This window comes from Duganella aquatilis, assembly GCF_009674565.1.
Lineage (GTDB): Bacteria > Pseudomonadota > Gammaproteobacteria > Burkholderiales > Burkholderiaceae_D > Rugamonas > Rugamonas aquatilis.
The window spans coordinates 1-22931 of sequence record NZ_WKJL01000041.1 but is presented as its reverse complement, the minus strand read 5'-3'; the positions used below and the strand labels follow the sequence as shown (position 1 = coordinate 22931).

The window sequence follows — 22931 nt, the reverse complement described above, 5'->3', positions numbered from 1 at the left end:
TCATGATTGCTCAAGCCCTCTTCACTCCCGCCCAGCAGAAACTGCTGGGCTTGCTGTTTGTACGTGTCAATCAAGGATTCCACTTGAATGAGATCATGCGTTTGACCGGCTTGGGCAGCGCGTCGGCGCAGCGCGAGTTGAAGCGGCTGCATGAGTCGGGCGTGATCGTGTCGGAGCGGATCGGCAATGTGCGCCGCTTCAAGCCGAACAAGGACTGCATCGTGTTCGGCGAATTGAGCGGCCTGGTCAAGAAAACCTTCGGCCTGGTCAGCGTGCTGAACTCGGCGCTGGCGCCGCTGCAGCACGTGCTGAACGTGGCCTTCGTCTACGGCGCCACCGCCAAGGAACAGGAAGGCATGGACACCGCCGTTGAATTATTGCTGATTGGCGATAATACGAGTTACGGCGAATTATTATCCCGCCTGCCGGTGGCCGAACGTTTATTGCGCCGCAAGATTAATCCCAACCTGTATTCGATTCCCGATTTTAAACGCCGCCTGCGCGAACAACAGCCATTTATTCTGGAGGTTTTACGCGGTCAAAAGATTTATGTTTTAGGCGATGAACTGGATCTGGAAAAAGTCAGCGGCGAAGATTCAAATCAATTAATCGGGTAATTAATCCAAAGCGGAAACGATAAACTAAAGCGGGTATAAGCGCCGGCTTTTGATTCGCATTGAATCTTTCCGCCAAATGCAGTAATCACTTTCTGGCAAAACGCCAGGCCGATGCCGGTGCCGCCGGTGCTGTAAAACGGTTCAAATACATGCGGCAATACATCGTCCGGAATACCCGAGCCGGTATCGGTAAATAATAACTGGCGGTCCCTCAGCATAATCTCCACCTCGCCCCGTCCAGCCACCTTGATCGCGTGCAGCGCGTTCTTGAACAGGTTGTACAGCACGTAGACCAGCAGCACGTCCGAGCCGAAGAAGGTGAAGTCGTGGCTGTCGTGCACCCGCACCTTGTTGCGCATCGCCGTCTCGAAGGGGTAGCTGGCCAGCGCCTCGTCGATGCACTTCATGATGGAATGGTTGGCAAAATCGCCACGGTCAAGCGAGCCGGCGCGCGCCGACGCCAGCATCATGTCGACGATAAAGTTGGAGCGGCTGATCTCCGCCTCGATGTGCTGGTTCAAGCCGCGCAGGTATTGCAGCTGGGCCGCCGGCAACGTCGCCTTGACCTGTCCGCTGTCGACCGCGCTCTGGTAGCCGGCCAGCAACTCTGGCAAACAGTTGCCGAGGATGCGGGACTGGTTGCGGATGGTCGCCAGCGGCGTGCGCATTTCATGGGCGATGGTGGCGGCCACCTCCAGCGGATCGGCCAGCAGGTTGTGGCGCACCATGGCCTGGGCGATCAGCCCCAGGCTGGTGGCGACAAACAATACGCCCGGCGGATAGAACTGCACGCCGTAATTGCACAGGTAATCCACCGCCGCAAAGAAGTAGATCAGCAGGCTGACCAGGCAATAGCGCAGCCGCGTCCGCTCGGTGGACACCGCCTCCTGCTGGCGCCGGTACAGCAGCCACAGCCCGCGCCCCACCACCAGCGCCGTTTGCAGCAGATGCAGCGGATGCAGCGGCCCCGCCTTGGGATAGAAGCCGAAAAAATAAGGATAGACGCCGGCAACCACCTGGTCGCTGGCCAGCAGCAGCACGCCCAGCAAGCCGGCCACGGCGTAGGAGACCGCCACCCGGCGCCGCTCGTCGTGCTGCGCCGTCAGCTCGGTGATGAAGTGGTACAGCGTGGTCGGCAGGAACAGGATCAGCAGGTAGCCCAGCTTGGCCAGCGACAGCGCCTCGTGCTCGTCGCTCATCTGGAACAGGATGGCCCAGGTGGATTGCCAGCAGAAGGTGGTCAGGCACAGCAGGAAGAAGGTCAGGCTGATGCGGTTGACGCCGCGCGATTGCAGCACATACGCGCCGTAGCACAGGAAGAGCAGGGAGACCACGGCAGGCAAGAGGGAGTGCATGGCGCTGTTCCGGAAAATGGTCGGAAAAGCCAAGTATTGCGCGGGCAGAACCGGCCCGCTTGGATTTCGCAACAGCGTTTGCGGCAGATCAAACTTCCACCATGCCAACTCCCGCCTAGTGGGGTTGCCCGGTTGCCGGGTAACCACTCACTTAAGGAGCACCATCATGCTGATGCAAGTTTCCGCCCCCACCTTCACCCACGCGCTGACCATCTACCTGAAGGATTCCAATGCCTACGGCAATACCTACTTTGCGCGCTATTTCGAGTGGCAGGGCATCTGCCGCGAAAAGTGGTTCTACGAGTGCATATCGAACGACATGTTGCAGAAAGAAGGCGTGTTCATCACCAAGCACGCGGAGCAGGACTATTTGCAGGAAACTTTCCCGTTCCAGGAGGTTTCTTGCGAATTGAACGCGTATGACATCAAGAAGTGCTCGTTTTGGCTGGAGTTCCGCTTTTATGCGGGCGGCAAGCCGGTTTCCGTGGGGCGCCAGCAGATCGTCTTTGCCAACCACGCCAAGCAGATCACCGCGCTGCCTGAGGCGGTAATCGCGCGCATCAAGCGCTACAGCAAATAAGGAGAGGGAAGGCGGGCCGGGCGGCCCGCCCTGGGCGGTTACTGTTGCGAGGCGATCCAGCGGTCGACCTTGGCTTCCAGCAGCGCCAACGGCAGCGTGCCGTCGCCCAGCACCACCGCATGGAAGGCTGGCAGGCTGAACTTGTCGCCCAGCGCCTTCTGCGCGCGGGCGCGCAGTTCCTGGATCTTCAGCGAACCGACCTTGTAGCCCAGCGCCTGCGCCGGCCATGCCATGTAGCGCTCGGTCTCGCTCTTGGCCACCACGTCATAGCCCAGCGTGTCCTTCATGTACTGGATGCTTTGCTCGCGGGTCCAGCCTTGCGCGTGCATGCCGGTGTCCACCACCAGGCGCACGGCGCGCAGCAGCTCGTCGTTCAGGTGGCCGAAGTATTGCGCCGGATCGTCGAACAGGCCCATTTCCTTGCCCAGCGTTTCGGCATACAGCGCCCAGCCTTCGGTGAAGGCGTTGTTGCCGCCGAATTTGCGGAAGTTCGGCAGGTTCAGTTCCTGCATCAGGGCGATGTGGAAGTGGTGGCCGGGCTTGCCTTCGTGCAGGAACAGCGTGGTCATGCCCGGGCTGCCGTACTTGGCCGGATCGTTGACCACCGACCAGAACACGCCCGGACGCGAACCGTCGCCGGCCGGCGCGGTGTAGTGGTCGGAAGCGGTGGCGCGGCTCAGTTCAGGCTCCAGGCGCAGGTCGAGCTTGGCTTTCGGCTGCAAGGTGAACATCAGCGGCAGCTTGGTGTCCAGCACGTCGTTCAGCTTGTGGTAGACGGCCTGGACTTCTTCTTCGGTCTTGAACGGGTAGAACTTCGGCTGCGCCGCCACCCATACCGGCAGGCCGGCGGCCGGACCGGTGTAGCCCAGCTTCGGCCCCAGCACTTCAAACTGCGCCTGGATGCGCGCCACTTCCTTCAGGCCGATGGCGTGGATTTCGTCCGGTTTCAGCGTGGTTGTCGTCGCGTTGGCGACACGGGCCTGATACCAGGCGGCGCCGTCCGGCAACGCGCCGAGGCCGGTCGAGGTGCGGCAGGCCGGAATGTATTCCTTCTCCACGAACGTGGCCAGGCGTTTCAGCGACGGGATCACCTTGTCGGCGATGACCTTGCGGTAGGCGGCGCTCAGGCGCTGCTTGTCGGCGGCGGAGAAGCTGGCCGGCAGCTTGCTGATCGGCGTGTAGAAAATGCTGGTTTCGGCGCTGTCGCTGACCAGGTGCTGGAACTGCGGCAGCGCCGAGATCATGATGGCCTGCGGCTGCGTCACGCCCTTCTTGATGCCTTCGCGCATATTGGCGATGGCCTGGTCGATCCACGCCGGCATCTGCGACACGCGGCTCAGGTAGGCATCGTATTCCTTGACGGTGCCGATCGGCTGCGACGCTTCACCGCCCGCATAGTTGGCCAGCGTCACCGGCACGCTGTCCATCTGGTTGACCGGCAGCAGGTGCTCAGGGAAGCGCTCCATGGCGATCAGGCCTTGCAGCTCGTACGCCAGGATGTCGTAGTTGATGCGGCCCTTGACGTCCAGCTGATACGGCTTGATGGCCTGCAGGCGCTTGGCGAAGCCGCGGTACAGCTTGAATTGCGCGGCGCGCCTGGCCGGCGCGATGCTCAGGCCCAGCTGGTCGTCGAAACGGTTGTCGCCATTTTCGGTGGCGCCGATCGGCTCGAAGCGGGCCACCGCGTCATAGTATTCGTTGGCAATCGCCAGCACGGCCTTGTCGGCCGAGGCGGCGACTTCGGCGCTGACTTTGCCGGCAGGCGCGGCGGCGGCAGGGCCGATGGACGCGAAGGCAAAAGCCACGGCGGCGGCGATGGGGAGGAGGGTGCGGCGATACGTCATGAGGGTTCCTTGTCTGACAAAGTTGGCCGATAGCATAAGTCATTGCACCGGCCGGCAGGAACAAATTTTGTATCAGGCCGCCGCTTCCGCGAAACGGCTTTCGTACAGCGCCGCCACCAGGTCGGATTGCGTGATGATGCCGACAAATCGCTGCTCGTTGTCGACAATCGGGATGTGGTGGAAACCCGAGTCCGCCATCAGCGGCACCAGGTCGACGATCGGCGTGTCGGTACGCGCGGTGGTCGGGTGCTGGGTCATGATCTGTCCGACCACTTCGGCCTTTTCGGTGTGGGTGACGCCGCTCTTGCGCAGGAAGCGCTGCAGCTGCTGGCGGATGCTGCCGTAGTCGTCCAGGCCGCCGTGTTCGAGGAAGTCGGTCTGGGTGACGATGCCGATCACGCGCCGGGCGCGGTTCAGCACCGGCAGCGCCGCCACGCGGTGTGCGCGCATCTGCTGCCACGCTTCGGCCAGCCCTGTGCCGAACTCGGCGCTGACGATATCGCGTGACATGATGTCGGCGCAGCTGATGATGCCGAAGCGGCGCTGGTAGGCGCGCTGCTCGGTCTGCATGAACAGCGATGCCAGATCGTCGCGGCTGATGTCCAGCACCTGGTTGTACTGCTGCAGCACGGCGTCCAGATCCTCCGGCTTGAAGCCCAGCCGCACGGTCGGCACCGCATCGCTGGTGGCGTGCGGATGGGGATGGGCGTTGTGCTGCACGTGCGGATAGCTGCGTCCGGTCAGGTTGTTGTAGGTGATGGCCATCAGCACCAGCAGCACGGAATCGGCCAGCACCGTCATCAGCACGAACTCGAAGCCGGCCGCCTGCACGGCCGCGCCGCCGATCACCGTGGTCAGCGCCATCGCGCCGCCGGGCGGATGCAGGCAGCGCGTGACGAACATGACGGCAATCGCGCCGCCGCAGGCCAGCCCGGCCAGCAAGGGCAGCGGCAGGCTGGCGCCGAGCCAGCGCACGCAGGCCACGCCCACCAGGCCGCTGATGACGTTGCCGCCAATCACAGACCACGGCTGCGCCAGCGGGCTGGCCGGCAGCGCAAACAGCAGCACCGACGAGGCGCCGATCGGCGCCACCAGGAAGGCGGAGGCATGGGTATGTTGCAACAGCAGATGGCTGACCACGGCGGTCAGCATGATGCCCAACAAGGCGCCGATGGCGGCGCGCAATTGCTCGCGGCTGTTGGCGGTGGAGGCGCTGGGCAGCCAGCTTTCGAAGAAGGCGCGCATGGTGTAAATCAAGTATTTGGAATGAGTATTATCTCATGGATGCACTGTCCTGGTGCGAAACCAGCCCCAGCGGCAGGGAAGTCGTGATCTTGATCTGTTCCATCGAGAACGCCGACGATACACCCGTCAACTGCACGGATTTGATCAGCTTCTTGTAAAAGCGGTCATAGCCTTCGATATCGCTGGTCACCACCTTCAGCAGGTAGTCGACGTCGCCGCTCATGCGGTGGAACTCCTGCACTTCCGGCAGCGCCGCCACGGCGGCGGCAAAGCGCGCGAACCATTTCTCGTCGTGCTGGGTGGTGCGCACGCTGACGAACACCGTCACCGGCAGGCCCACCTTGCGGCGGTTGATGATGGCGACGCGGTTCTCGATATAGCCGTCCTCTTCCAGCCGCCGCAGCCGTTTCCAGCACGGCGTGGAGGATAAGCCTACCTGCTCGCTGAGCTGGGCAACGGACAGCGTGCCATCCCGTTGCAGGGCGTCAAGGATGGCGTAGTCATAACGGTCAAGTTTATTCATTCTATGAATAGGTAAAATATAGGATGTATTGCCTACATCTTATGCCTGAGCGTGGAAATTTGGTACGACTATTTCAGCATAAATGCGTAAGCTATACGGATGACTACTGAAATCTACCTCGACAGCAACGCCACCAGCATTGTCCTGCCCGCCGCCATCGCGGCCGCCACCGACGCCATGGGCCAGCGCTACGGCAATCCCAGCAGCACCCACGGCACCGGCCTCAAGGCGAAAGTGATCCTCGACGAGGCGCGCGCCTGCGCCGTGCGCCTGCTGGGCGTCGGCAACGGCCGCCTGATGTTCAACAGCGGCGCCACCGAAGGCATCCAGACCGCTGTGCTGTCGGCGCTGGTGGCCTTGCGCGAGCGCCGCGACGCCGGCCAGGCCATCGGCACGCTGCTGGTCTACGGCGCCACCGAACACAAGGCCGTGCCGGAAAGCCTGGCGCACTGGAACCGCCTGCTGGGCCTGAACCTGGCGCTGCACAAGCTGCCGGTCGACCACAACGGCGTCCACAGCCTGAAAGCGCTGCGCGAGGTGGCGCCGCAGGCGGCGATGGTGTGCACCATGGCCGCCAACAACGAAACCGGCGTCATCTCCGACCTGGCCGGCATCGAGGCGGTACTGGCGGAAACCGGCAGCCAGGCGCTGTGGATGGTCGACTGCGTCCAGGCGCTGGGCAAGCTGAAGCTGGATCTGTCGTCCACCCGCATCGATTACGCGCCGTTCTCCGGTCATAAACTGTATGCGCCGAAAGGCATCGGCATGCTGTACGTGCGCGCCGGCGCCCCGTTCACCGCGCTGATCATGGGCGGCGGCCAGGAAGCCGGCCAGCGTTCCGGCACCGAGAACATGGCCGGCATCGCCGCGCTGGGCGCCGTGCTGGCCGCGCTGGAAGGCGGCGACACCTTCCGTAGCGCCGCCGAACTGTGCGGTTTCCGCACGCGCCTGGCCGACAGCCTGCGCGCGGCGCTGCCGGGCGTGGTGTTCAACAACCCGTTCGACAAGGCGCTGCCGACCACGCTGAATTTCTCCGTGCCGGGCCTGTCGAGCCGCGAGCTGATGGATGTGTTCGACGCCGCCGAAGTGCGCGTCAGCGCCGGCAGCGCCTGCTCCTCGTCCAAGGCCGCGCCGAGCTATGTGCTGGACGCGATGGGCCTGCCGCTGTGGCGCAGCGCCGGCGCCATCCGCATGTCGTTCGGCCCGCTGGCCGATGAAGCCACCATCGCCGCCGCCTGCGCCCGCATCGAGCGCTGCGGCGCCGCCCTGCGCGCCAGCTGCCTGATCCCGTCCGACCGCACCGCCGTGCCGCACGACGGCCTGCTGCAACTGGGCGTTGAGGGCGCCTGCAGCTGGATGGTGCTGGACGCCGCCAGCCGCAGCTGCATCGTCATCGATCCCTTGCCGGAACATAGCGCGCGCATCGAAGCCTATGTGCGCTGCCAGAACTACCAGGTGCAGGCGGTGGTCAGCACCTTGCCCAACGCCGGCCGCGCCGTGCTGGTCGAAGCGCTGGGCCGCCACTTCAACCGCGCCGCCGCTGCCGACGCCTACGGCTGGCCGGCCAACGCGGTAGGCATCCAGCTCGACAACGGCGCCAGCGCCGGCGCCATCCGGCTTGGCGCACAGCTGCTGGCCTGCGTGCCGTGCGGCACCGGCGACGAATTGCGCGCCTTCCTGCTGGGCAATGCCGATGGCGGCAGCCTGCCAGCCGCGTCGGTGCGTTTCGCCTTCAGCGCGCGCCCGGCGCAGCAGGCGCTGCGCGCCATCAGCAACGCGCAGACGCTGCTGTGTCCAACGCGCGATGAACAGAATCAGTTCTGCACCGGCATGATGTCTGCGCCACCGGCAATCATCGCTGCTGATGCACAACTCGACAGCGGCACGCTGGACGCCTTTCTGCTTGCCCATCCCGATGCGCGCCTGGTCGATGTGCGCGAGCCCTACGAGTTTGCCGCCACCATCGCGCCGCTGCCGGCCGGCCGCATGGCCTTGAGCGTGCCGCTGAGCCGCCTGGCCGAGTACGCCAGCGAATGGCTGCGCGCCGAACCGGCGCCGCTGGTGTTCTTCTGCCGCAGCGGCAACCGCAGCATGAAGGCCGCGCTGTGCCTGCGCCGCCTCGGCCATCAGCACGCATACAGCCTCAACGGCGGACTGGCGCTGGCCTCGCCGCTGCCGTTGGCGGCCTGAACTTTTTCTCCTCCTTTCGAAGGCCGCGCAAGCGGCCTTTTTCTTTGCTGACCTCGTTATGTACGTCAGCGTACAGTCATATGGCGTGCGCCCCCATACGATTCTCTGACACATAATTTCCAATTCGCAGAATTAGAAGCGAGGCCCACGTTGAACAAGTCCAATCCCCTGCTGCCTGAGATGACACTCGGCTTCCGCGAATCTCCAGCCGGCTCCCTGATGTCCGACGAGGACGACGAAGACCTGCCCTTACGCGCGGAGCTGTTCAGCGCCGCACAAATGGCGGCGCACGGCAAAACGCTGGCCCAGCATCATGAACTGAGCAAGCGCGGCGGCCGCGACCGGTTGCTGTCGCGGCTGGCGGAAAACGCCGCCGTCATCGACTCCACCTGCGACGAGCTGACCGCCGCCATCAAGGCCGGCCGCCAGATCACGCCCGCATCGGAATGGCTGCTGGACAACTTCTACCTGATCGAAGAGCAGATCCGCATTGCCCGCCGTCACTTGCCGAAGGACTACAGCAAGGAGTTGCCGCGCCTGGGCAAGGGCGCGCCGGACGGCTGCCCGCGCGTCTATAAAATTGCGCTGGAAATCATTTCGCATGGCGATGGCCGGGTCGATCCGGAATCGCTGTGCCGCTTCGTCGACGCCTACCAGGAAGTGGCCACGCTCAAGCTGGGCGAGCTGTGGGCGATTCCCATCATGCTGCGCCTGGCGCTGATCGAAAACCTGCGCCGCGTGGCCGCGCGCGTGGCCGAAAACCGCATCCAGCGCGACCTGGCCAATACCTGGGCCGACCAGATGACCGAGATCGCGGAGAAGAACCCGAGCGGCCTGATTCTGATGGTGGCGGACATGGCGCGTTCCAATCCGCCGATCACCAGCGCCTTTGTGGCCGAACTGGCGCGCCGCCTGCAGGGACAAAGCCCGGCACTGACGCTGGCGCTGACCTGGATCACCCACCGCCTGGCCGAATCGGGCCAGACCATCGAGCAGCAGATCCAGGCCGAGATCCAGCAGCAGGCGGCCGAGCAGGTGTCGATCGCCAACAGCATCGGCAGCCTGCGCTTCCTCGGCACCATGGACTGGCAGGAGTTTGTCGAGACCATGAGCGTGGTCGAGCAGACGCTGCGCGAAGACCCGGCCGGCATCTACGGCAAGATGGAATTCGCCACCCGCGACCAGTACCGCCACGCGATCGAGAAGATCGCCAAGCGCTCGCGCTTCAGCGAAGTGGAAGTGGCGCAGCAGGCCTTGCAGCTGGCCCAGGCGCACCACGGCAATGGCGACTCGCGCCATGGCCACGTCGGCTTCTACCTGATCGGCGGCGGCCTGGCCGCGCTGGAAAAACAGACCGGCATGCGCCGTCCATGGCTGGAGGCGATGCAGCAGACCTCGCGCGCCTCGCCGCTGACGTCCTACCTGGGCGCCATCGCCGCCATCGCGCTGGTGTCCACCGCGCTGCTGCTGGAACGCGCGTCCTATCACGGCGTGCATGGCGGCGTACTGGTGCTGCTGGGCGTGCTGGCGCTGCTGGGCAGCAGCCAGCTGGCGCTGAACCTGGTGAACTGGGTCGCCACGCTGGTGACGCAACCGAATCCGCTGCCGCGCATGGACTTCAAGGACGGCATTCCGTCCGACGCCCGCGCCATCGTGGTGGTGCCGACGCTGGTCTACAGCAAGGAGAACATCGAAGAGCTGTTCGAGCAGATGGAAGTGCGCTTCCTGGCCAACCGCGATCCGAACCTGATGTTCTGCCTGCTGACCGACTTCGCCGACGCCAAGTCGGAGAAAATGCCGAACGACGATGCGCTGATCGAACAGGTGAAGCGCTGCTTCGCGCACCTGCAGCGCAAGTACGCCAACGAAACGCCGCGCACGCCGTTCCTGCTGCTGCACCGTCCGCGCATGTGGAATCCGCAGGAAGGCGTGTGGATGGGCTATGAACGCAAGCGCGGCAAGCTGGAAGACCTGAACCGCTTCCTGCGCGGCGGCGCGCGCGACAAGTTCTCGCTGGTGATCGGCGACACCTCCGAACTGGAAAGCATCCGCTACGTCATCACGCTCGATACCGACACCCAGCTGCCGCGCGACGCGGCGGCGCAGTTCATCGCCACCATGCAGCATCCTCTGAACCGTCCGCGCGTCGACGTCCAGCGCGGCCGTGTCACCGAAGGCTACGGCATCCTGCAGCCGCGCGTGGCGGTGGCGCTGCCGAGCGAGAACGCCTCGCGCTATGAAAAAATGTGCGGCGGCGAACCGGGCATCGATCCCTATACCCGCACCGTGTCGGACGTCTACCAGGACGTGTTCTTCGAAGGCTCCTTCATCGGCAAGGGCATCTACGACATCGACGTGTTCGAGCAGGTGCTGGGCGGCCGTCTGCCCGAGAATAAAATCCTCAGCCACGATCTGCTGGAAGGCTGCTACGTGCGCGCCGGCCTGCTGAGCGACGCCCAGCTGTACGAAGAATATCCGGCCCAGTACAGCGACGACGTCAGCCGCCGCCAGCGCTGGATACGCGGCGACTGGCAGCTGATCGGCTGGCTGGCCGGCCGCGTGCCGGGCCGCAGCGGCCGGCGCGAAAAGAATCCGCTGTCGCTGCTGTCGCGCTGGAAGCTGTTCGACAATCTGCGCCGCAGCCTGACCGCGCCGGCGCTGGTGCTGTCGCTGATCACCGCGTGGCGCTGGCTGCCCGACCCATGGCTGTGGACCGGCGCCGTGCTGACCGTGATCTTCCTGCCGCCGCTGGTCAGCGTGGTGTACGACTTGTGCCGCCGTCCGCGCGACACCTTGTGGGGCCAGCACATCCGCGCCTCGGTGCGCCGTGGCGGCCTGCAGTTCTCGCACGCGATCCTGATGCTGGCCTTCCTGCCGTACGAAGCCTACTTCAGCATGGACGCCATCCTGCGCAGCCTGTGGCGCTCGCTGGTGTCGCACCGCAAGCTGCTGGAATGGCGCGCTTCCGCGCTGGCGCGCCAGGCCGACGGCACGGTCAGCACCTGGCGCACCATGTGGTTCGCGCCGGTGCTGGCGCTGTTCATCGGTGGCGCCCTGCTGGGCTGGCGTCCGGGCAGCCTGCCGGCCGCCGCGCTGTTCCTGCTGGCGTGGCTGGTGTCGCCCGCCATCGCCGACTGGATCAGCCGTCCGATCGAACGCAAGCACGCGCAGCTGACGCCGGACCAGCACCAGTTCCTCAACAAGCTGGCGCGCCGCACCTGGGCCTACTTCGAACGCTTCGTCGGCCAGGAAGACAACTGGCTGCCGCCGGATAATATGCAGGAGCATCCGGTGCAGGTGGTGGCGCACCGCACCTCGCCGACCAATATCGGCATGGCGCTGCTGGCCAACCTGACCGCCACCGACTTCGGCTACCTCACGGTCGGCCAGCTGATGGAGCGCACCGCGAATACGCTGAACAGCATGGACCAGCTGGAGCGCCATCAGGGCCACTTCTACAACTGGTACGACACGCTGACCCTCAAGCCGCTGCACCCGATGTACGTCTCGACGGTGGACAGCGGCAACCTGGCCGGCCACCTGCTGACCTTGCAGCCCGGCCTGACCGGCCTGTATGACGAACCGGTGATCGGTCCGCAGATCGTCGACGGCATCGTCACCACCGCGCGCGTGCTGGAAGAAACGCTGAACGACGCCGGCGCCGCCGGCAGCGCCGCTCCGGCAGCGGTCAGCGCCGACACCCTGATCGCCGCGCTGACGCCGGCGCCGGACGCCGCCAACCTGCAGCAGCTGCACGGCTGGCTGACGCGCGTGGCCGCCACGGCGGAAGTGTTCCAGCCGCAGGCCGCCGCCCACAGCGAAGCCGGCGCGCACTGGGCCGAGGCCCTGGTGCAGCAATGCCGCGCCGCGCTGGACGAACTGGCCGTCATGACGCCATGGGCCGCGCTCTCCGACGACGCCATCTTCGACACCAGCATGACGCGCATGCCGACGCTGCGCGAACTGGCCGCCCTGGCGCGCGCCACCGCCGGCATCGCCGTCAACGACCTGGCGCCGGATGAGCGCGAGCGCCAGCAACGCCTGGCGGAACTGTTCGAGCAGGGCAGCACCAACGCGCACGAGCGCATGCGCGCGCTGGCCGACCTGGCGCAGCGCGCCTGCACCTTCGCCCAGATGGAGTACGGCTTCCTGTTCAACCAGACCACCAACCTGCTGGCCATCGGCTACAACGTCAGCGACCGCCGCCTGGACGCCAGCTATTACGATCTGCTGGCGTCGGAAGTGCGCCTGGCCAGCTTTGTCGCCATCGCCCAGGGCCAGCTGCCGCAGGAGCACTGGTTCGCGCTGGGCCGCCAGCTGTGCATCGTCGCCGGCAAGCCGGTGCTGCTGTCGTGGAGCGGTTCGATGTTCGAGTACCTGATGCCGCTGCTGGTGATGCCGAACTATCCAAGCACGCTGCTGGACCAGACCTACAATTCCGTGATCGACGCGCAGATCGACTACGGCAGGCAGCGCAACGTGCCGTGGGGGATTTCCGAATCCGGCTACAACACGGTCGACGCCAGTCTGAATTACCAGTACCGCGCCTTCGGCGTGCCGGGCCTGGGCCTGAAGCGCGGCCTGGCCGACGATCTGGTGATCGCGCCCTACGCCAGCATGATGGGCCTGATGGTGCAGCCGGAAGCCTCGTGCGCCAACCTGCAGAAGATGGCGGAGCTGGGCTATATGGGCCGCTACGGTTTCTACGAAGCGATCGACTACACGCCATCGCGCCTGCCGCGCGGCCAGAGCGCGGCGGTGATCCGCTCGTTCATGGTGCACCACCAGGGCATGGGCTTCCTGTCGCTGAGCTACCTGCTGCACGACCGTCCGATGCAGCGCCGCTTCGAGTCCGACCCGCTGCTGCAATCGACGCTGCTGGTGCTGCAGGAACGCAGCCCGCAGGCCGGCGCCTTCTATTCCAACACCACCGAGATGGCGGCCATCCGCACCACCGCGCCGGACCAGTCGGCGCCGATGCGCGTGCTGACCCAGCACTCGACGCCGGTGCCGGAAACCCAGCTGCTGTCGAACGGCCGCTATCACGTCATGGTCACCAATTCCGGCGGCAGCTACAGCCGCTGGAAAGACCTGGCGGTGACGCGCTGGCGCGAAGACAGCACGCGCGACAACTGGGGCAACTTCTGCTACGTGCGTGATGTGGACGACGGCGAGTTCTGGTCCACCACCTTCCAGCCGACGCTGGTCGATCCGCGCAAGCACGAGGTGATCTTCTCCGAAGGCCGCGCCGAATTCCGCCGCTCCGACCATCACATCGACCTGTACACCGAAATCGTGGTGTCGCCGGAAGACGATATCGAATTGCGCCGCACCCGCATCACCAACAAGTCCGACCGCGTGCGCACCATCGAGGTGACCAGCTACGCCGAGGTGGTGATGGCGCCGGCGGCGGCCGACAACGCCCACCCGGCGTTCAGCAAGCTGTTCGTGCAGACCGAGATCCTGCGCGAAGAAAACGCCATCCTGTGTACGCGCCGTCCGCGCGGCGCGCACGAGGTGATGCCGTGGATGATGCACTCGATGATGGTGCACGACGCGCCGGTGGTGAACGTCTCCTACGAAACCGACCGCTCGCGCTTCATCGGCCGCGGCAACACGATGGCGGCGCCAAGCGCCATGCTGGACGACGGCCCGCTCAGCGGCGGCGAAGGTTCGGTGCTCGATCCGGTGGTGGCGATCCGCTACACCATCACGCTCAAGCCCGACCAGTTTGCGACGGTGGACATCGTCACCGGCATGACCGAGCAGCGCGACGTGGCGCTGCACCTGATCGACAAATACCAGGACCGCCACCTGGCCGACCGCGTGTTCGAACTGGCGTGGACCCACAGCCAGGTGGTGCTGCGCCAGCTGAACGCCAGCGAGGCGGACGGCCAGCTGTTCGGCCGCCTGGCCAACTCGGTGATCTACCCGAACGCCGGCCTGCGCGCCGACGCCTCGACGCTGATCAAGAACCAGCGCGGCCAGTCCGGCCTGTGGGCGTACGCGATTTCCGGCGACCTGCCGATCGTGCTGATGCAGATCAAGGACCCGTCCAACATCGAACTGGCGCGCCAGATGGTGCAGGCGCACGCCTACTGGCGCCTGAAAGGGCTGGTGGTGGACCTGGTGATCTGGTACGAGGACCAGTCGGGCTACCGCCAGGCGCTGCACGACCAGATCATGGGCCTGATCGCCTCCGGCATCGACGCCCAGGCCATCGACCGCCCGGGCGGCATCTTCGTGCGCCTGATGGACCAGATCCCGAACGAAGACCGGGTGCTGATGCAGTCGGTGGCGCGCGTCATCATCAGCGATGCGCGCGGCACGCTGTCCGAACAGATCAAGCGTCCGGCGCCGCCGACCATGCGCATGCCGCCGCTGCTGGCGGACAATCGCGGCGAGTACGCGGACGCCGGCCCGGTCACCCATCCGGCGCGCGGCCTGGTGCTGGAAAACGGCATCGGCGGCTTTACGCCGGACGGCCGCGAATACGTGATCACCACCAGCGACACGCAGCGCACGCCGGCGCCGTGGTCCAACGTGCTGGCCAATCCGCAGTTCGGCACCGTGATCTCGGAGAGCGGCCAGGCCTATACCTGGCACGAGAACGCGCACGAATACCGCATCACGCCGTGGCACAACGACCCGGTCAGCGACGCCAGCGGCGAAGCGTTCTACCTGCGCGACGAGCAGAGCGGCCAGTTCTGGTCGCCGACCGCCTTGCCGGCGCGCGGCAACGGCGCCTACATCACGCGCCACGGCTTCGGCTACAGCGTATTCGAACACACCGAGGCCGGCATCCACAGCGAGATGACCACCTTCGTCGCGGTCGACGCGCCGATCAAGTACACGGTGCTGAAAGTGCGCAACGACTCGGCGGTGCAGCGCCGCCTGTCGGCCTTCGGCTATGTCGAGTGGGTGCTGGGCGACATGCGCTCCAAGTCGGGCATGCACATCATCACCGAGACCGATCCGGTCAGCGGCGCGATGTTCGCCAAGAATCCGTACAACACGGAGTTCAGCGGCCGCGTGGCCTTCTTCAACTGCGACGCCACGCTGCGCACCGTCACCGGCGACCGCACCGAGTTCATGGGCCGCAACGGCAGCCTGGCGGCGCCGGCCGCGCTGCGCCGCTCGCGCCTGTCGGGCAAGATCGGCGCCGGGCTGGATGCCTGCGCCGCGATCCAGGCGCCGTTCGACCTGCTGCCCGGCCAGGAACGCGAGATCGTGTTCGTGCTGGGCGTGGCCGGCCGCCGCAACGCCGACGCCAGCAGCCTGGTACAGAAACACCGCAGCGCCGGCGCCGCGCAGGAAGCGCTGGCCGCCGTCCACGCGCAATGGGAGAAAACCCTGGGCGCGGTGCGCATCGAAACGCCGGAGCCGGAACTGGACGTCATCGCCAACGGCTGGCTGATGTACCAGACCATCGCCTGCCGCATCTGGGCGCGCAGCGGTTACTACCAGTCGGGCGGCGCGTTCGGCTTCCGCGACCAGCTGCAGGACGCGATGGCCACCATCCACACGCAACCGCAGCTGCTGCGCGACCAGCTGATGCTGTGCGCCGCGCACCAGTTCCTGGAAGGCGACGTGCAACACTGGTGGCATCCGCCGTCGGACCGCGGCGTGCGCACGCACTGCTCGGACGATTACCTGTGGCTGCCGCTGGGCGCCTGGCGCTACGTCGCCTCGACCGGCGACCTGAGCATCCTCGATGAAACCGCGCCTTACCTGGAAGGGCGCGCGGTCAAGCAGGAAGAGGACTCCTACTACGACATGCCGGCCCGCTCCAGCGAGCATGGCACGCTGTATGAACACTGCCAGCGCGCCATCCGCAACGGCCTGCGCTTCGGCCAGCACGGCCTGCCGCTGATCGGTTCCTGCGACTGGAACGACGGCATGGACAAGGTGGGCGAACATGGCAAGGGCGAGAGCGTGTGGCTGGCGTTCTTCCTGTGCGAAGTGCTGAAGCGCTTTGCCGAGGTGGCCGACCTGCGCAACGACGCGGAATTCGCCGCCGAGTGCCGCGAGCAGGCGCGCCGCATCGCCGCCAACGTCGAGCAGAACGCCTGGGACGGCGAATGGTATCGCCGCGCCTACTTCGACGACGGCACGCCGCTTGGTTCGCACACCAACGAGGAATGCCAGATCGATTCGATTTCGCAGAGCTGGGGCGTGCTGTCCGGCTCCGCCGATCCGGTGCGGGTGCGCGGCGCGATGGAGCAGGTCAACCAGCGCCTGGTTCGCCGCGATTCGGGCATCATCCAGCTGCTCGATCCGCCGTTCGACAAGGCCGGGCCGAATCCGGGCTACATCCGCGGCTACGTGCCGGGCGTGCGCGAGAACGGCGGCCAGTACACCCACGCCGCCATCTGGACCGCGATGGCCTTCGCCCGCCTCGGCGAGACGGAGCGGGCCTGGGAACTGGCGCGCATGATCAATCCGGTGATGCACGGCCGCACGCCGGAAGACACGGCGACCTACAAGGTGGAACCATACGTGGTGACGGCCGACGTGTACGCGGTGGCGCCGCACATCGGGCGCGGCGGCTGGAGCTGGTACACCGGTTCGTCGGGCTGGATGTACCGCCTGATCCTGGAGTCGCTGCTGGGCCTGACGCGCACCGCGCATCACCTCAAGCTGGAACCGCGCATGCCGCAAGGCTGGACCACCTTCACGCTGACGTATCGCTACGCCAGCGCGAGTTATGTGATCCGGGTGGTGCAGGGCGATGATGAAGTGGCCTCGCTAACGGTGGACGGCGTGCCGCAGCATGACCAGATGGTGGAACTGCGCGACAGCGGCGGCACCCACCAGGTGGAACTGCTGCTGCCGCGCGCGTCCGGCGCGGCCGTGTCGTCAGACGCCCAGGCCGGCGCCGGCGCCAAGTAAGGTGGCCACGCCCAGCGCCGCGAAGATCAGCGCGGCGATGCCGTGCACCAGCTTGAGCGAGACGCGGTTGGCGATCCTGTCGCCGAAGTAGACCGCCGGCACGTTGGCCAGCATCATGCCCAGCGTGGTGCCGCACACCACGGCCACCAGGCTGTGGTAGCGGGCCGCCAGGGCCACGGTGGCGACCTGCGTCTTGTCGCCCATCTCCGCCATGAAGAAGGCGATCAGCGTGGTCAGGAACACGCCGTACTTCGCCAGCTGCGCGTCTTCCTCATCCAGCTTGTCCGGGATCAGCGTCCATGCCGCCATGGCCAGGAACGACGCGCCCAGCACCCAACGCAGCAGGTCCGGTCCCATCAGGCTGGTGATCCAGGTGCCGATGGCGGCGGCGAAGGCGTGGTTGGCGATGGTGGCGACGAAGATCGCGGCAACGATGGGCAGGGGACGGCGGAACCTGGCGGCGAGAACGAACGCGAGCAGCTGGGTTTTGTCGCCGATTTCCGCAAGGGCGACGATGCCGGTAGAGACGAAGAATGCTTCCATGATGTGTGAAGTACGCGGGCCGGAACGGTTAACCAATGACCCAGGCGCGACTCCGGCCCATCATGGCCGCACCTCGGTCATGGTCTCGTCAAGCCTGTGCTGTCTGCACGGCCACCTGCGCCACGGTCTGCGGACCGATTATGTTGACACAGGTTCTTGCGCCGGGGCGGCGCAAGCCGACTACTCCCCACTAACGGCCGGGATTCTACCATAGCCGCCTACACATGCCAGAAACAAGCCTATGGTATTCTGCTCCGCGCTGAAGATAACATTGAAAGTACCGCCACATGATCAAGAAGACCATTTCCGCGCTCGTGCTGTCCGCATGCCTGTCGCTGTCCGCCCATGCCGATCCGCTGAGCTACGCCCGTTATGACCAGGTGCGCACCACCGACCTGTATCTGGACCTCAAGGCTGACTTCAGCCACAAGATCCTGTCCGGCTATGCCGAACTGTCGCTGAACTGGATCGACAAGTCGGCCCGCACGCTGGTGCTGGACACGAATGAGCTGAATATCGCCAAGGTGCAGGTGCAGGCCGCCAACGGCCGCTGGACTGCCGTCTCCTTCATGCTCGACAAGCTGGACGTGGAGAAGGGCCGCGCGCTGCGCATCGCCCTACCGTTCCAGCCGCAGAAGGTGCGCGTCTACTACCGCACCGCGCCGTCGGCCACCGCGCTGCAATGGCTGACGCCCGAGCAGACCATGTCCGGCAAGCGGCCGTTCATGTTCAGCCAGTCGGAAACCATCAACGCCCGTTCGTGGGCGCCGGTGCAGGACACGCCGGCGGTGCGCTTCACCTACAGCGCCCGCATCGAGGCGCCGTCCGGCATGCGCGTGGTGATGAGCGCCGAGAACGACCAGCAGGCCACCGGCGCCGGCGGCTGGAAGTTCAAGATGACGCAGCCGATTCCATCCTACCTGCTGGCGATCGCCATCGGCGAGATCGACGTGCGCAACGTCGGTCCGCGTTCGGCGGTGTACGCCGAGCCGCAGCGCATCGACGCCGCCGCCAGCGAAATGGCCGACACCGAGAAGATGATCGCCGCCGCCGAAAGCCTGTACGGCCCGTATCGCTGGGAGCGTTACGACATGATCGTGCTGCCGCCGTCGTTCCCGATCGGCGGCATGGAAAACCCGCGCCTGACCTTCGTCACGCCGACCATGATCGCCGGCGACAAGAGCCTGGTCGATCTGATCGCGCATGAACTGGCGCACTCCTGGTCCGGCAACCTGGTCACCAACGCCTCGTGGAAACACTTCTGGCTGAACGAAGGCTTCACCACCTACGTCACCACCCGCATCGTCGAAAAACTGTACGGCGAAGAAGTGGCCGAGATGAACCTGCAGGTGGAGCAGGAAGAAGCCATGGCGTCGCTGGCGCACATCGCGCCGGCCAAGCAGGCCCTGGTCTCGCGCGATCCGGACACCAGTTCCGCCACCTACACCGACGGCGGCCTGGTGTATCCGAAAGGCGCCTGGCTGCTGCGCACGCTGGAACAGCGCGCCGGCCGCGACGTGTTCGACCCGTTCCTGCGCGGCTGGTTCGACCAGCATGCGTTCAAGTCGGCCACCACCGACGAATTCGTCGACTACCTGAAGAAAAACCTGCTGGACGCGCATCCGGAAATCATGGCGCAGTCCGAGCTGGATGAATGGCTGTATGGTCCCGGCATTCCGGCCACCGCCAAGCATGCGGCGTCGCCGCGCCTGGCCGCGCTGGATGCGCTGCGCACCACCTGGCTGAAGGGCGAAACGCCGACCGCCGAGCTGCCGGCCAAGGGCTGGATCGCGCTGGAGTGGATGCACTTCCTGAACGATATCGACGGCAAGGCCAGCGCCGCGCAGATGCAGGAACTCGACCAGACCTTCGGCCTGGGTAAAACCGGCAACAACGAAATCGCCTACCGCTTCTTCCTGGCGTCGGTACATGCCGGCTACAACGTGCGCGAACCGCTGGAAAAATTCCTGATGAGTGTGGGCCGCCAGAAGTTCGTGGTGCCGCTGTACACCGCGCTGCTGAAAAACCCCAACGAGAAAGAATGGGCCAAGGGCGTGTACGCCAAGGCGCGTTCGCACTATCATCCGGTTACCCAAACTTCGGTCGACAAAGCCTTTAAAAAACAATGAAAACTGTTCGTACTTTTGCCGCCGCCGCGATGACGCTGGCGGTGTGGGGCGCGCTGGCTGGCGCGCCCGTGATGGCGGCGCCGGTGGCCGACGCCGATTTCGCCAACCGCGTCATCCCGTCTTTCAGCGACGATGTGCGGCGCGCGCTGAAAACCTTCGATGTGCCGGGCATGGCCATCGCCATCGTCATGAATGGCGAGGTGCTGTCGGCGCGCGGCTATGGCGTGCGCAAGCTGGGCGAGCCGACGCCGGTGGACGGCAAGACGCTGTTCGAAGTGGCGTCCAACTCCAAGGCCTTCACCGCCGCCACGCTGGCGATGCTGGTCGACGAGGGCAAGCTGGCCTGGGACGATCCGGTCACCAAGCACCTGCCGGGCTTCCAGATGTACGACTCCTACGTTACCGGCCAGATGACGGTGCGCGACCTGCTGACGCACCGCAGCGGCCTGGGGCTGGGCGCCGGCGACCTGCTGTGGTGGCCGAGCACCAATTTCAGCACCGATGAAATCATTGAACGGCTGCGCTACGTCAAGCCGGCTACCAGCTTCCGCGCCAGCTACGCCTACGACAACCTGCTGTACATCGTGGCCGGCAAGATCATCGCCGAGAAGACCGGCAAGCCGTGGGGCGAGGCGGTGCAGGAACGCATCCTGACGCCGCTGGGCATGAACGGCACCAAGACCAGCGTGGCCGAGATGCTGGCCACCAGCGACTACTCGGCGCCGCACAGCAAGATCCGCGACAAGATCTCGGTGGTGAAGCCGATGCCGGTGCCGAACGCCGTCGGCGCGGTCGGCATCAACACCAACGCCGAGGACATCGGACGCTGGATGAGCCTGCTGCTCAACCAGGGCAAGATGGAAGACGGCAAGCAGCTGTTCAGCAGCAAGCAGGCGGCCGAGCTGTGGAGCGAGCAGACGCCGATGCGCATCCGCGATCCGAAGCCGGCGCTGGCCGCGACCAAGCCGAACTTCATGGCCTATGGCCTGGGCTTCCAGCTGCGCGACTACCGCGGCTACAAGGTCGCCATGCACGGCGGCGCGCTGCAGGGTTTTTATTCGACGGTGCTGATGGTGCCGGAGAAGAAGTTCGGCATCGCCATCCTGACCAACGCGGAAAACAGCGCGGCCATGGCGTCGCTGTACTACACCATGCTGGACCTGGTGCTGGACGCGCCGGTCAAGACCGACTGGATCAAGGTCTACGCCGAGCAGGAAGCGGCCATGCACAAGGAAGAGCTGGAGCGCCAGGGCAAGGAAACCACCGCGCGCGCGGCGGCCTCCAAGCCTTCGCTGCCGCTGGCGTCCTACGACGGCGAGTATGAGGACGCGTGGTACGGCAAGGCCAGCATCCGCGCGGAGGGCGGCAAGCACGTCATGCGCTTCGAGCGCACGCCGGACCTGAGCGGGGAACTGGAGCACTTCCAGCACGACACCTTCATCGTGCGCTGGAAGGAGCGCAACTTCAATGCCGACGCCTACGTGACGTTCGCGCTGAATCCGGACGGCAGCATCGAGCGCATGAAGATGGCGCCGATCTCCACCGAAACGGACTTCAGCTACGACTTCCGCGACCTGTCGTTCACGCCGGTGAAGCCGCCGCTGGCCGCGAAGAAGTAAACCTCAGCCCGCGCTCTCCACGCGGTTGCGGCCCTTGCGCTTGGCGCGGTAGAGCGCCAGGTCGGCCGCATGCAGCAGATCGTCCAGCGCCGCCGTCGGGCCGGTGGCGCTGGCCACGCCGAAGCTGGCGGTCACGCGCAGGATGTGGCCATCGGGCAGCGTCAGCGGCTCGGATTCAATCAGTTCGCGCAGCCGCTCGGCCAGCGCGCAGGCCTGCGCATGGCTGCAATGCGACGGCATCACCACAAACTCCTCACCGCCATGGCGGGCGACGATCTCGCCGTCGCGCAGCGCGTCGCGGATCACCGCCGCCACGCGGATCAGTACCTGGTCGCCGGCCTCGTGGCCATGCGAGTCGTTGACCGACTTGAAGTGATCGATATCGAACAGCAGCACCGCCAGCGTTTCCTCGTGCTGCTGCGCGCGGTGCAGGCGCTGGTTGCCGGCCGTGGTGAAGGCGCGCCGGTTCAGGATGCCGGTCAGGTAGTCGGTGTTGGCGCGCGCGCGCAGTTCGTCGATCAGGCTTTGCCGCTCCAGTTCCAGCTGCTGGCGTTCGATGCTGTTGTTGCGCAGCGTCGACAGCGCGCGCAGCATGTCGCCGATTTCATCGGCCCGCTGCGAGCTGCCGGGGTCGCGCGAATAGTCGCCGTTGCCGAGGCGGATCACCGCGCGCGTGGCGCGCAGCAGCGGCAGGATCACGCGCCGCCGCACGATCAGCAACAGCAGCGTCAGCGCCAGCAGGATGGCGGCGCCGGAGGTGATGGCGATCCACAGCTCGCGCCGCGCCAGCTCATGGTCGCTTTGCGCCTGCAGCTGCGCTTCCTGCAGCAGCTCGTCGCGCAGCGTCAGGATCGGCGCCATGGTCGGCACGTAGCGCTGCGCCAGCTGGCCGGTGTCGATGTCGTAGGCGCGGCCGGCGCGGCTGGCCTGCTCGACGCCGGCCACCAGCTGCATGCCGTCGCCGAAATAGACGGTGTCCACGCGCCGCGCCACCGCCGCCAGGCTGGCCGGGTTGCGGCCGCCGTCGCCCGGCGCCTGCACCTGCTGGCGCAGCTGCGCCAGGCGGCCGCGCAGCGCTTGCAGCAGCGCGTGTTCGTCCTGCGTCAGCGGCTGGCGCGTCGCCAGCGGCGCCGTCAGCACCGAGCCGAGGCGGCCGGCGTATTCGCGCAGCTCGACCGCGTAGCGGGCCTTGATCAGCGTGCGCGAGATGCGCGGGTAGGCGTGCTCCGAGGCCAGCGTGTAGCCGGTCACCGCGTCCAGGGCCAGCGGCACCAGCGCGAACATCTGTTCGATCACCTGCTTGAGCCGCTCGGGCGTGCGCGCGGCCGGCGGCAGTCCGGCCAGCTGGTCGACGGCGGCGCGGGAGGCGTCCAGCGCCGCGTGCAGCGGCTGCA

General features: G+C 65.9%; 12 protein-coding genes and 1 riboswitch. Of the genes, 6 read left to right on the top strand and 6 right to left on the bottom strand.

The window, feature by feature from the left end:
• The first annotated feature begins 2 nt into the window (after positions 1 to 2).
• Entirely contained in the window at positions 3 to 617 is a 615-nt protein-coding gene (locus tag GJ698_RS28995) for a helix-turn-helix domain-containing protein (RefSeq protein ID WP_154361332.1), read from the top strand.
• Here GJ698_RS28995 and GJ698_RS28990 read toward each other — a convergent pair.
• Positions 602 to 1972 carry a sensor histidine kinase gene (locus GJ698_RS28990; RefSeq protein ID WP_154361331.1) on the bottom strand — a complete coding sequence of 457 codons (1371 nt, stop codon included), beginning with the start codon at positions 1970 to 1972 and terminating at the stop codon, positions 602 to 604. The genes GJ698_RS28995 and GJ698_RS28990 overlap by 16 nt on opposite strands.
• 166 nt (positions 1973 to 2138) lie before the next feature.
• Between GJ698_RS28990 and GJ698_RS28985 the strand changes: the two genes are divergently transcribed.
• Entirely contained in the window at positions 2139 to 2552 is a 414-nt protein-coding gene (locus tag GJ698_RS28985; RefSeq protein WP_154361330.1) for an acyl-CoA thioesterase, read from the top strand.
• A 38-nt stretch (positions 2553 to 2590) separates the two neighbouring features.
• Here GJ698_RS28985 and GJ698_RS28980 read toward each other — a convergent pair whose 3' ends face one another.
• The 3 genes from GJ698_RS28980 to GJ698_RS28970 all read right to left on the bottom strand — a co-directional run bounded on the left by GJ698_RS28980 (position 2591) and on the right by GJ698_RS28970 (position 6164).
• Positions 2591 to 4396, bottom strand: a complete 1806-nt coding sequence (locus GJ698_RS28980; protein ID WP_154361329.1) for a DUF885 domain-containing protein — start codon at positions 4394 to 4396, stop codon at positions 2591 to 2593.
• Positions 4397 to 4468: 72 nt separating this feature from the next.
• Positions 4469 to 5641 carry an HPP family protein gene (locus tag GJ698_RS28975; RefSeq protein ID WP_154361328.1) on the bottom strand — a complete coding sequence of 391 codons (1173 nt, stop codon included), beginning with the start codon at positions 5639 to 5641 and terminating at the stop codon, positions 4469 to 4471.
• Positions 5642 to 5669: 28 nt separating this feature from the next.
• Entirely contained in the window at positions 5670 to 6164 is a 495-nt protein-coding gene (locus GJ698_RS28970) for an Lrp/AsnC family transcriptional regulator (protein WP_154361327.1), read from the bottom strand.
• A gap of 99 nt (positions 6165 to 6263) precedes the next feature.
• Here GJ698_RS28970 and GJ698_RS28965 point away from each other — a divergent pair, with 99 nt between their 5' ends.
• Entirely contained in the window at positions 6264 to 8354 is a 2091-nt protein-coding gene (locus tag GJ698_RS28965) for an aminotransferase class V-fold PLP-dependent enzyme (RefSeq protein ID WP_154361326.1), read from the top strand.
• Between the two features lie 180 nt (positions 8355 to 8534).
• The gene (locus tag GJ698_RS28960) at positions 8535 to 17246 is read left to right on the top strand and encodes a GH36-type glycosyl hydrolase domain-containing protein (protein ID WP_154361325.1); all 8712 of its coding nucleotides are present in this window, start codon (positions 8535 to 8537) and stop codon (positions 17244 to 17246) included.
• Here the strand turns inward: GJ698_RS28960 and GJ698_RS28955 are convergent.
• Entirely contained in the window at positions 17214 to 17789 is a 576-nt protein-coding gene (locus GJ698_RS28955; protein WP_154361324.1) for a TMEM165/GDT1 family protein, read from the bottom strand. The two genes, GJ698_RS28960 and GJ698_RS28955, sit on opposite strands and share 33 nt — an antisense overlap.
• 17 nt (positions 17790 to 17806) lie before the next feature.
• A riboswitch (yybP-ykoY riboswitch) is annotated at positions 17807 to 17990 on the bottom strand.
• A gap of 86 nt (positions 17991 to 18076) precedes the next feature.
• Here GJ698_RS28955 and GJ698_RS28950 point away from each other — a divergent pair.
• Together GJ698_RS28950 and GJ698_RS28945 are read left to right on the top strand one after the other, a co-directional pair.
• Entirely contained in the window at positions 18077 to 19918 is a 1842-nt protein-coding gene (locus GJ698_RS28950) for a M1 family metallopeptidase (RefSeq protein ID WP_154361323.1), read from the top strand.
• A complete protein-coding gene (locus GJ698_RS28945) occupies positions 19915 to 21537 on the top strand; it encodes a serine hydrolase (RefSeq protein WP_154361322.1) in 1623 nt (540 codons plus the stop codon). The genes GJ698_RS28950 and GJ698_RS28945 overlap by 4 nt, the downstream gene beginning before the upstream one ends.
• 3 nt (positions 21538 to 21540) lie before the next feature.
• Here GJ698_RS28945 and GJ698_RS28940 read toward each other — a convergent pair.
• A partial coding sequence (locus tag GJ698_RS28940) for a GGDEF domain-containing protein (protein ID WP_154361321.1) occupies positions 21541 to 22931 on the bottom strand: 1391 nt, incomplete at its 5' end.

Excerpts from the sequence above, each read along its gene's own strand:
- GJ698_RS28995 (WP_154361332.1), top strand. The coding sequence starts at position 3 with ATGATTGCTCAAGCCCTCTTCACTCCCGCCCAGCAGAAACTGCTGGGC.
- GJ698_RS28990 (WP_154361331.1), bottom strand. The coding sequence starts at position 1,972 with ATGCACTCCCTCTTGCCTGCCGTGGTCTCCCTGCTCTTCCTGTGCTAC.
- GJ698_RS28985 (WP_154361330.1), top strand. The coding sequence starts at position 2,139 with ATGCTGATGCAAGTTTCCGCCCCCACCTTCACCCACGCGCTGACCATC.
- GJ698_RS28980 (WP_154361329.1), bottom strand. The coding sequence starts at position 4,396 with ATGACGTATCGCCGCACCCTCCTCCCCATCGCCGCCGCCGTGGCTTTT.
- GJ698_RS28975 (WP_154361328.1), bottom strand. The coding sequence starts at position 5,641 with ATGCGCGCCTTCTTCGAAAGCTGGCTGCCCAGCGCCTCCACCGCCAAC.
- GJ698_RS28970 (WP_154361327.1), bottom strand. The coding sequence starts at position 6,164 with ATGAATAAACTTGACCGTTATGACTACGCCATCCTTGACGCCCTGCAA.
- GJ698_RS28965 (WP_154361326.1), top strand. The coding sequence starts at position 6,264 with ATGACTACTGAAATCTACCTCGACAGCAACGCCACCAGCATTGTCCTG.
- GJ698_RS28960 (WP_154361325.1), top strand. The coding sequence starts at position 8,535 with ATGACACTCGGCTTCCGCGAATCTCCAGCCGGCTCCCTGATGTCCGAC.
- GJ698_RS28955 (WP_154361324.1), bottom strand. The coding sequence starts at position 17,789 with ATGGAAGCATTCTTCGTCTCTACCGGCATCGTCGCCCTTGCGGAAATC.
- GJ698_RS28950 (WP_154361323.1), top strand. The coding sequence starts at position 18,077 with ATGATCAAGAAGACCATTTCCGCGCTCGTGCTGTCCGCATGCCTGTCG.
- GJ698_RS28945 (WP_154361322.1), top strand. The coding sequence starts at position 19,915 with ATGAAAACTGTTCGTACTTTTGCCGCCGCCGCGATGACGCTGGCGGTG.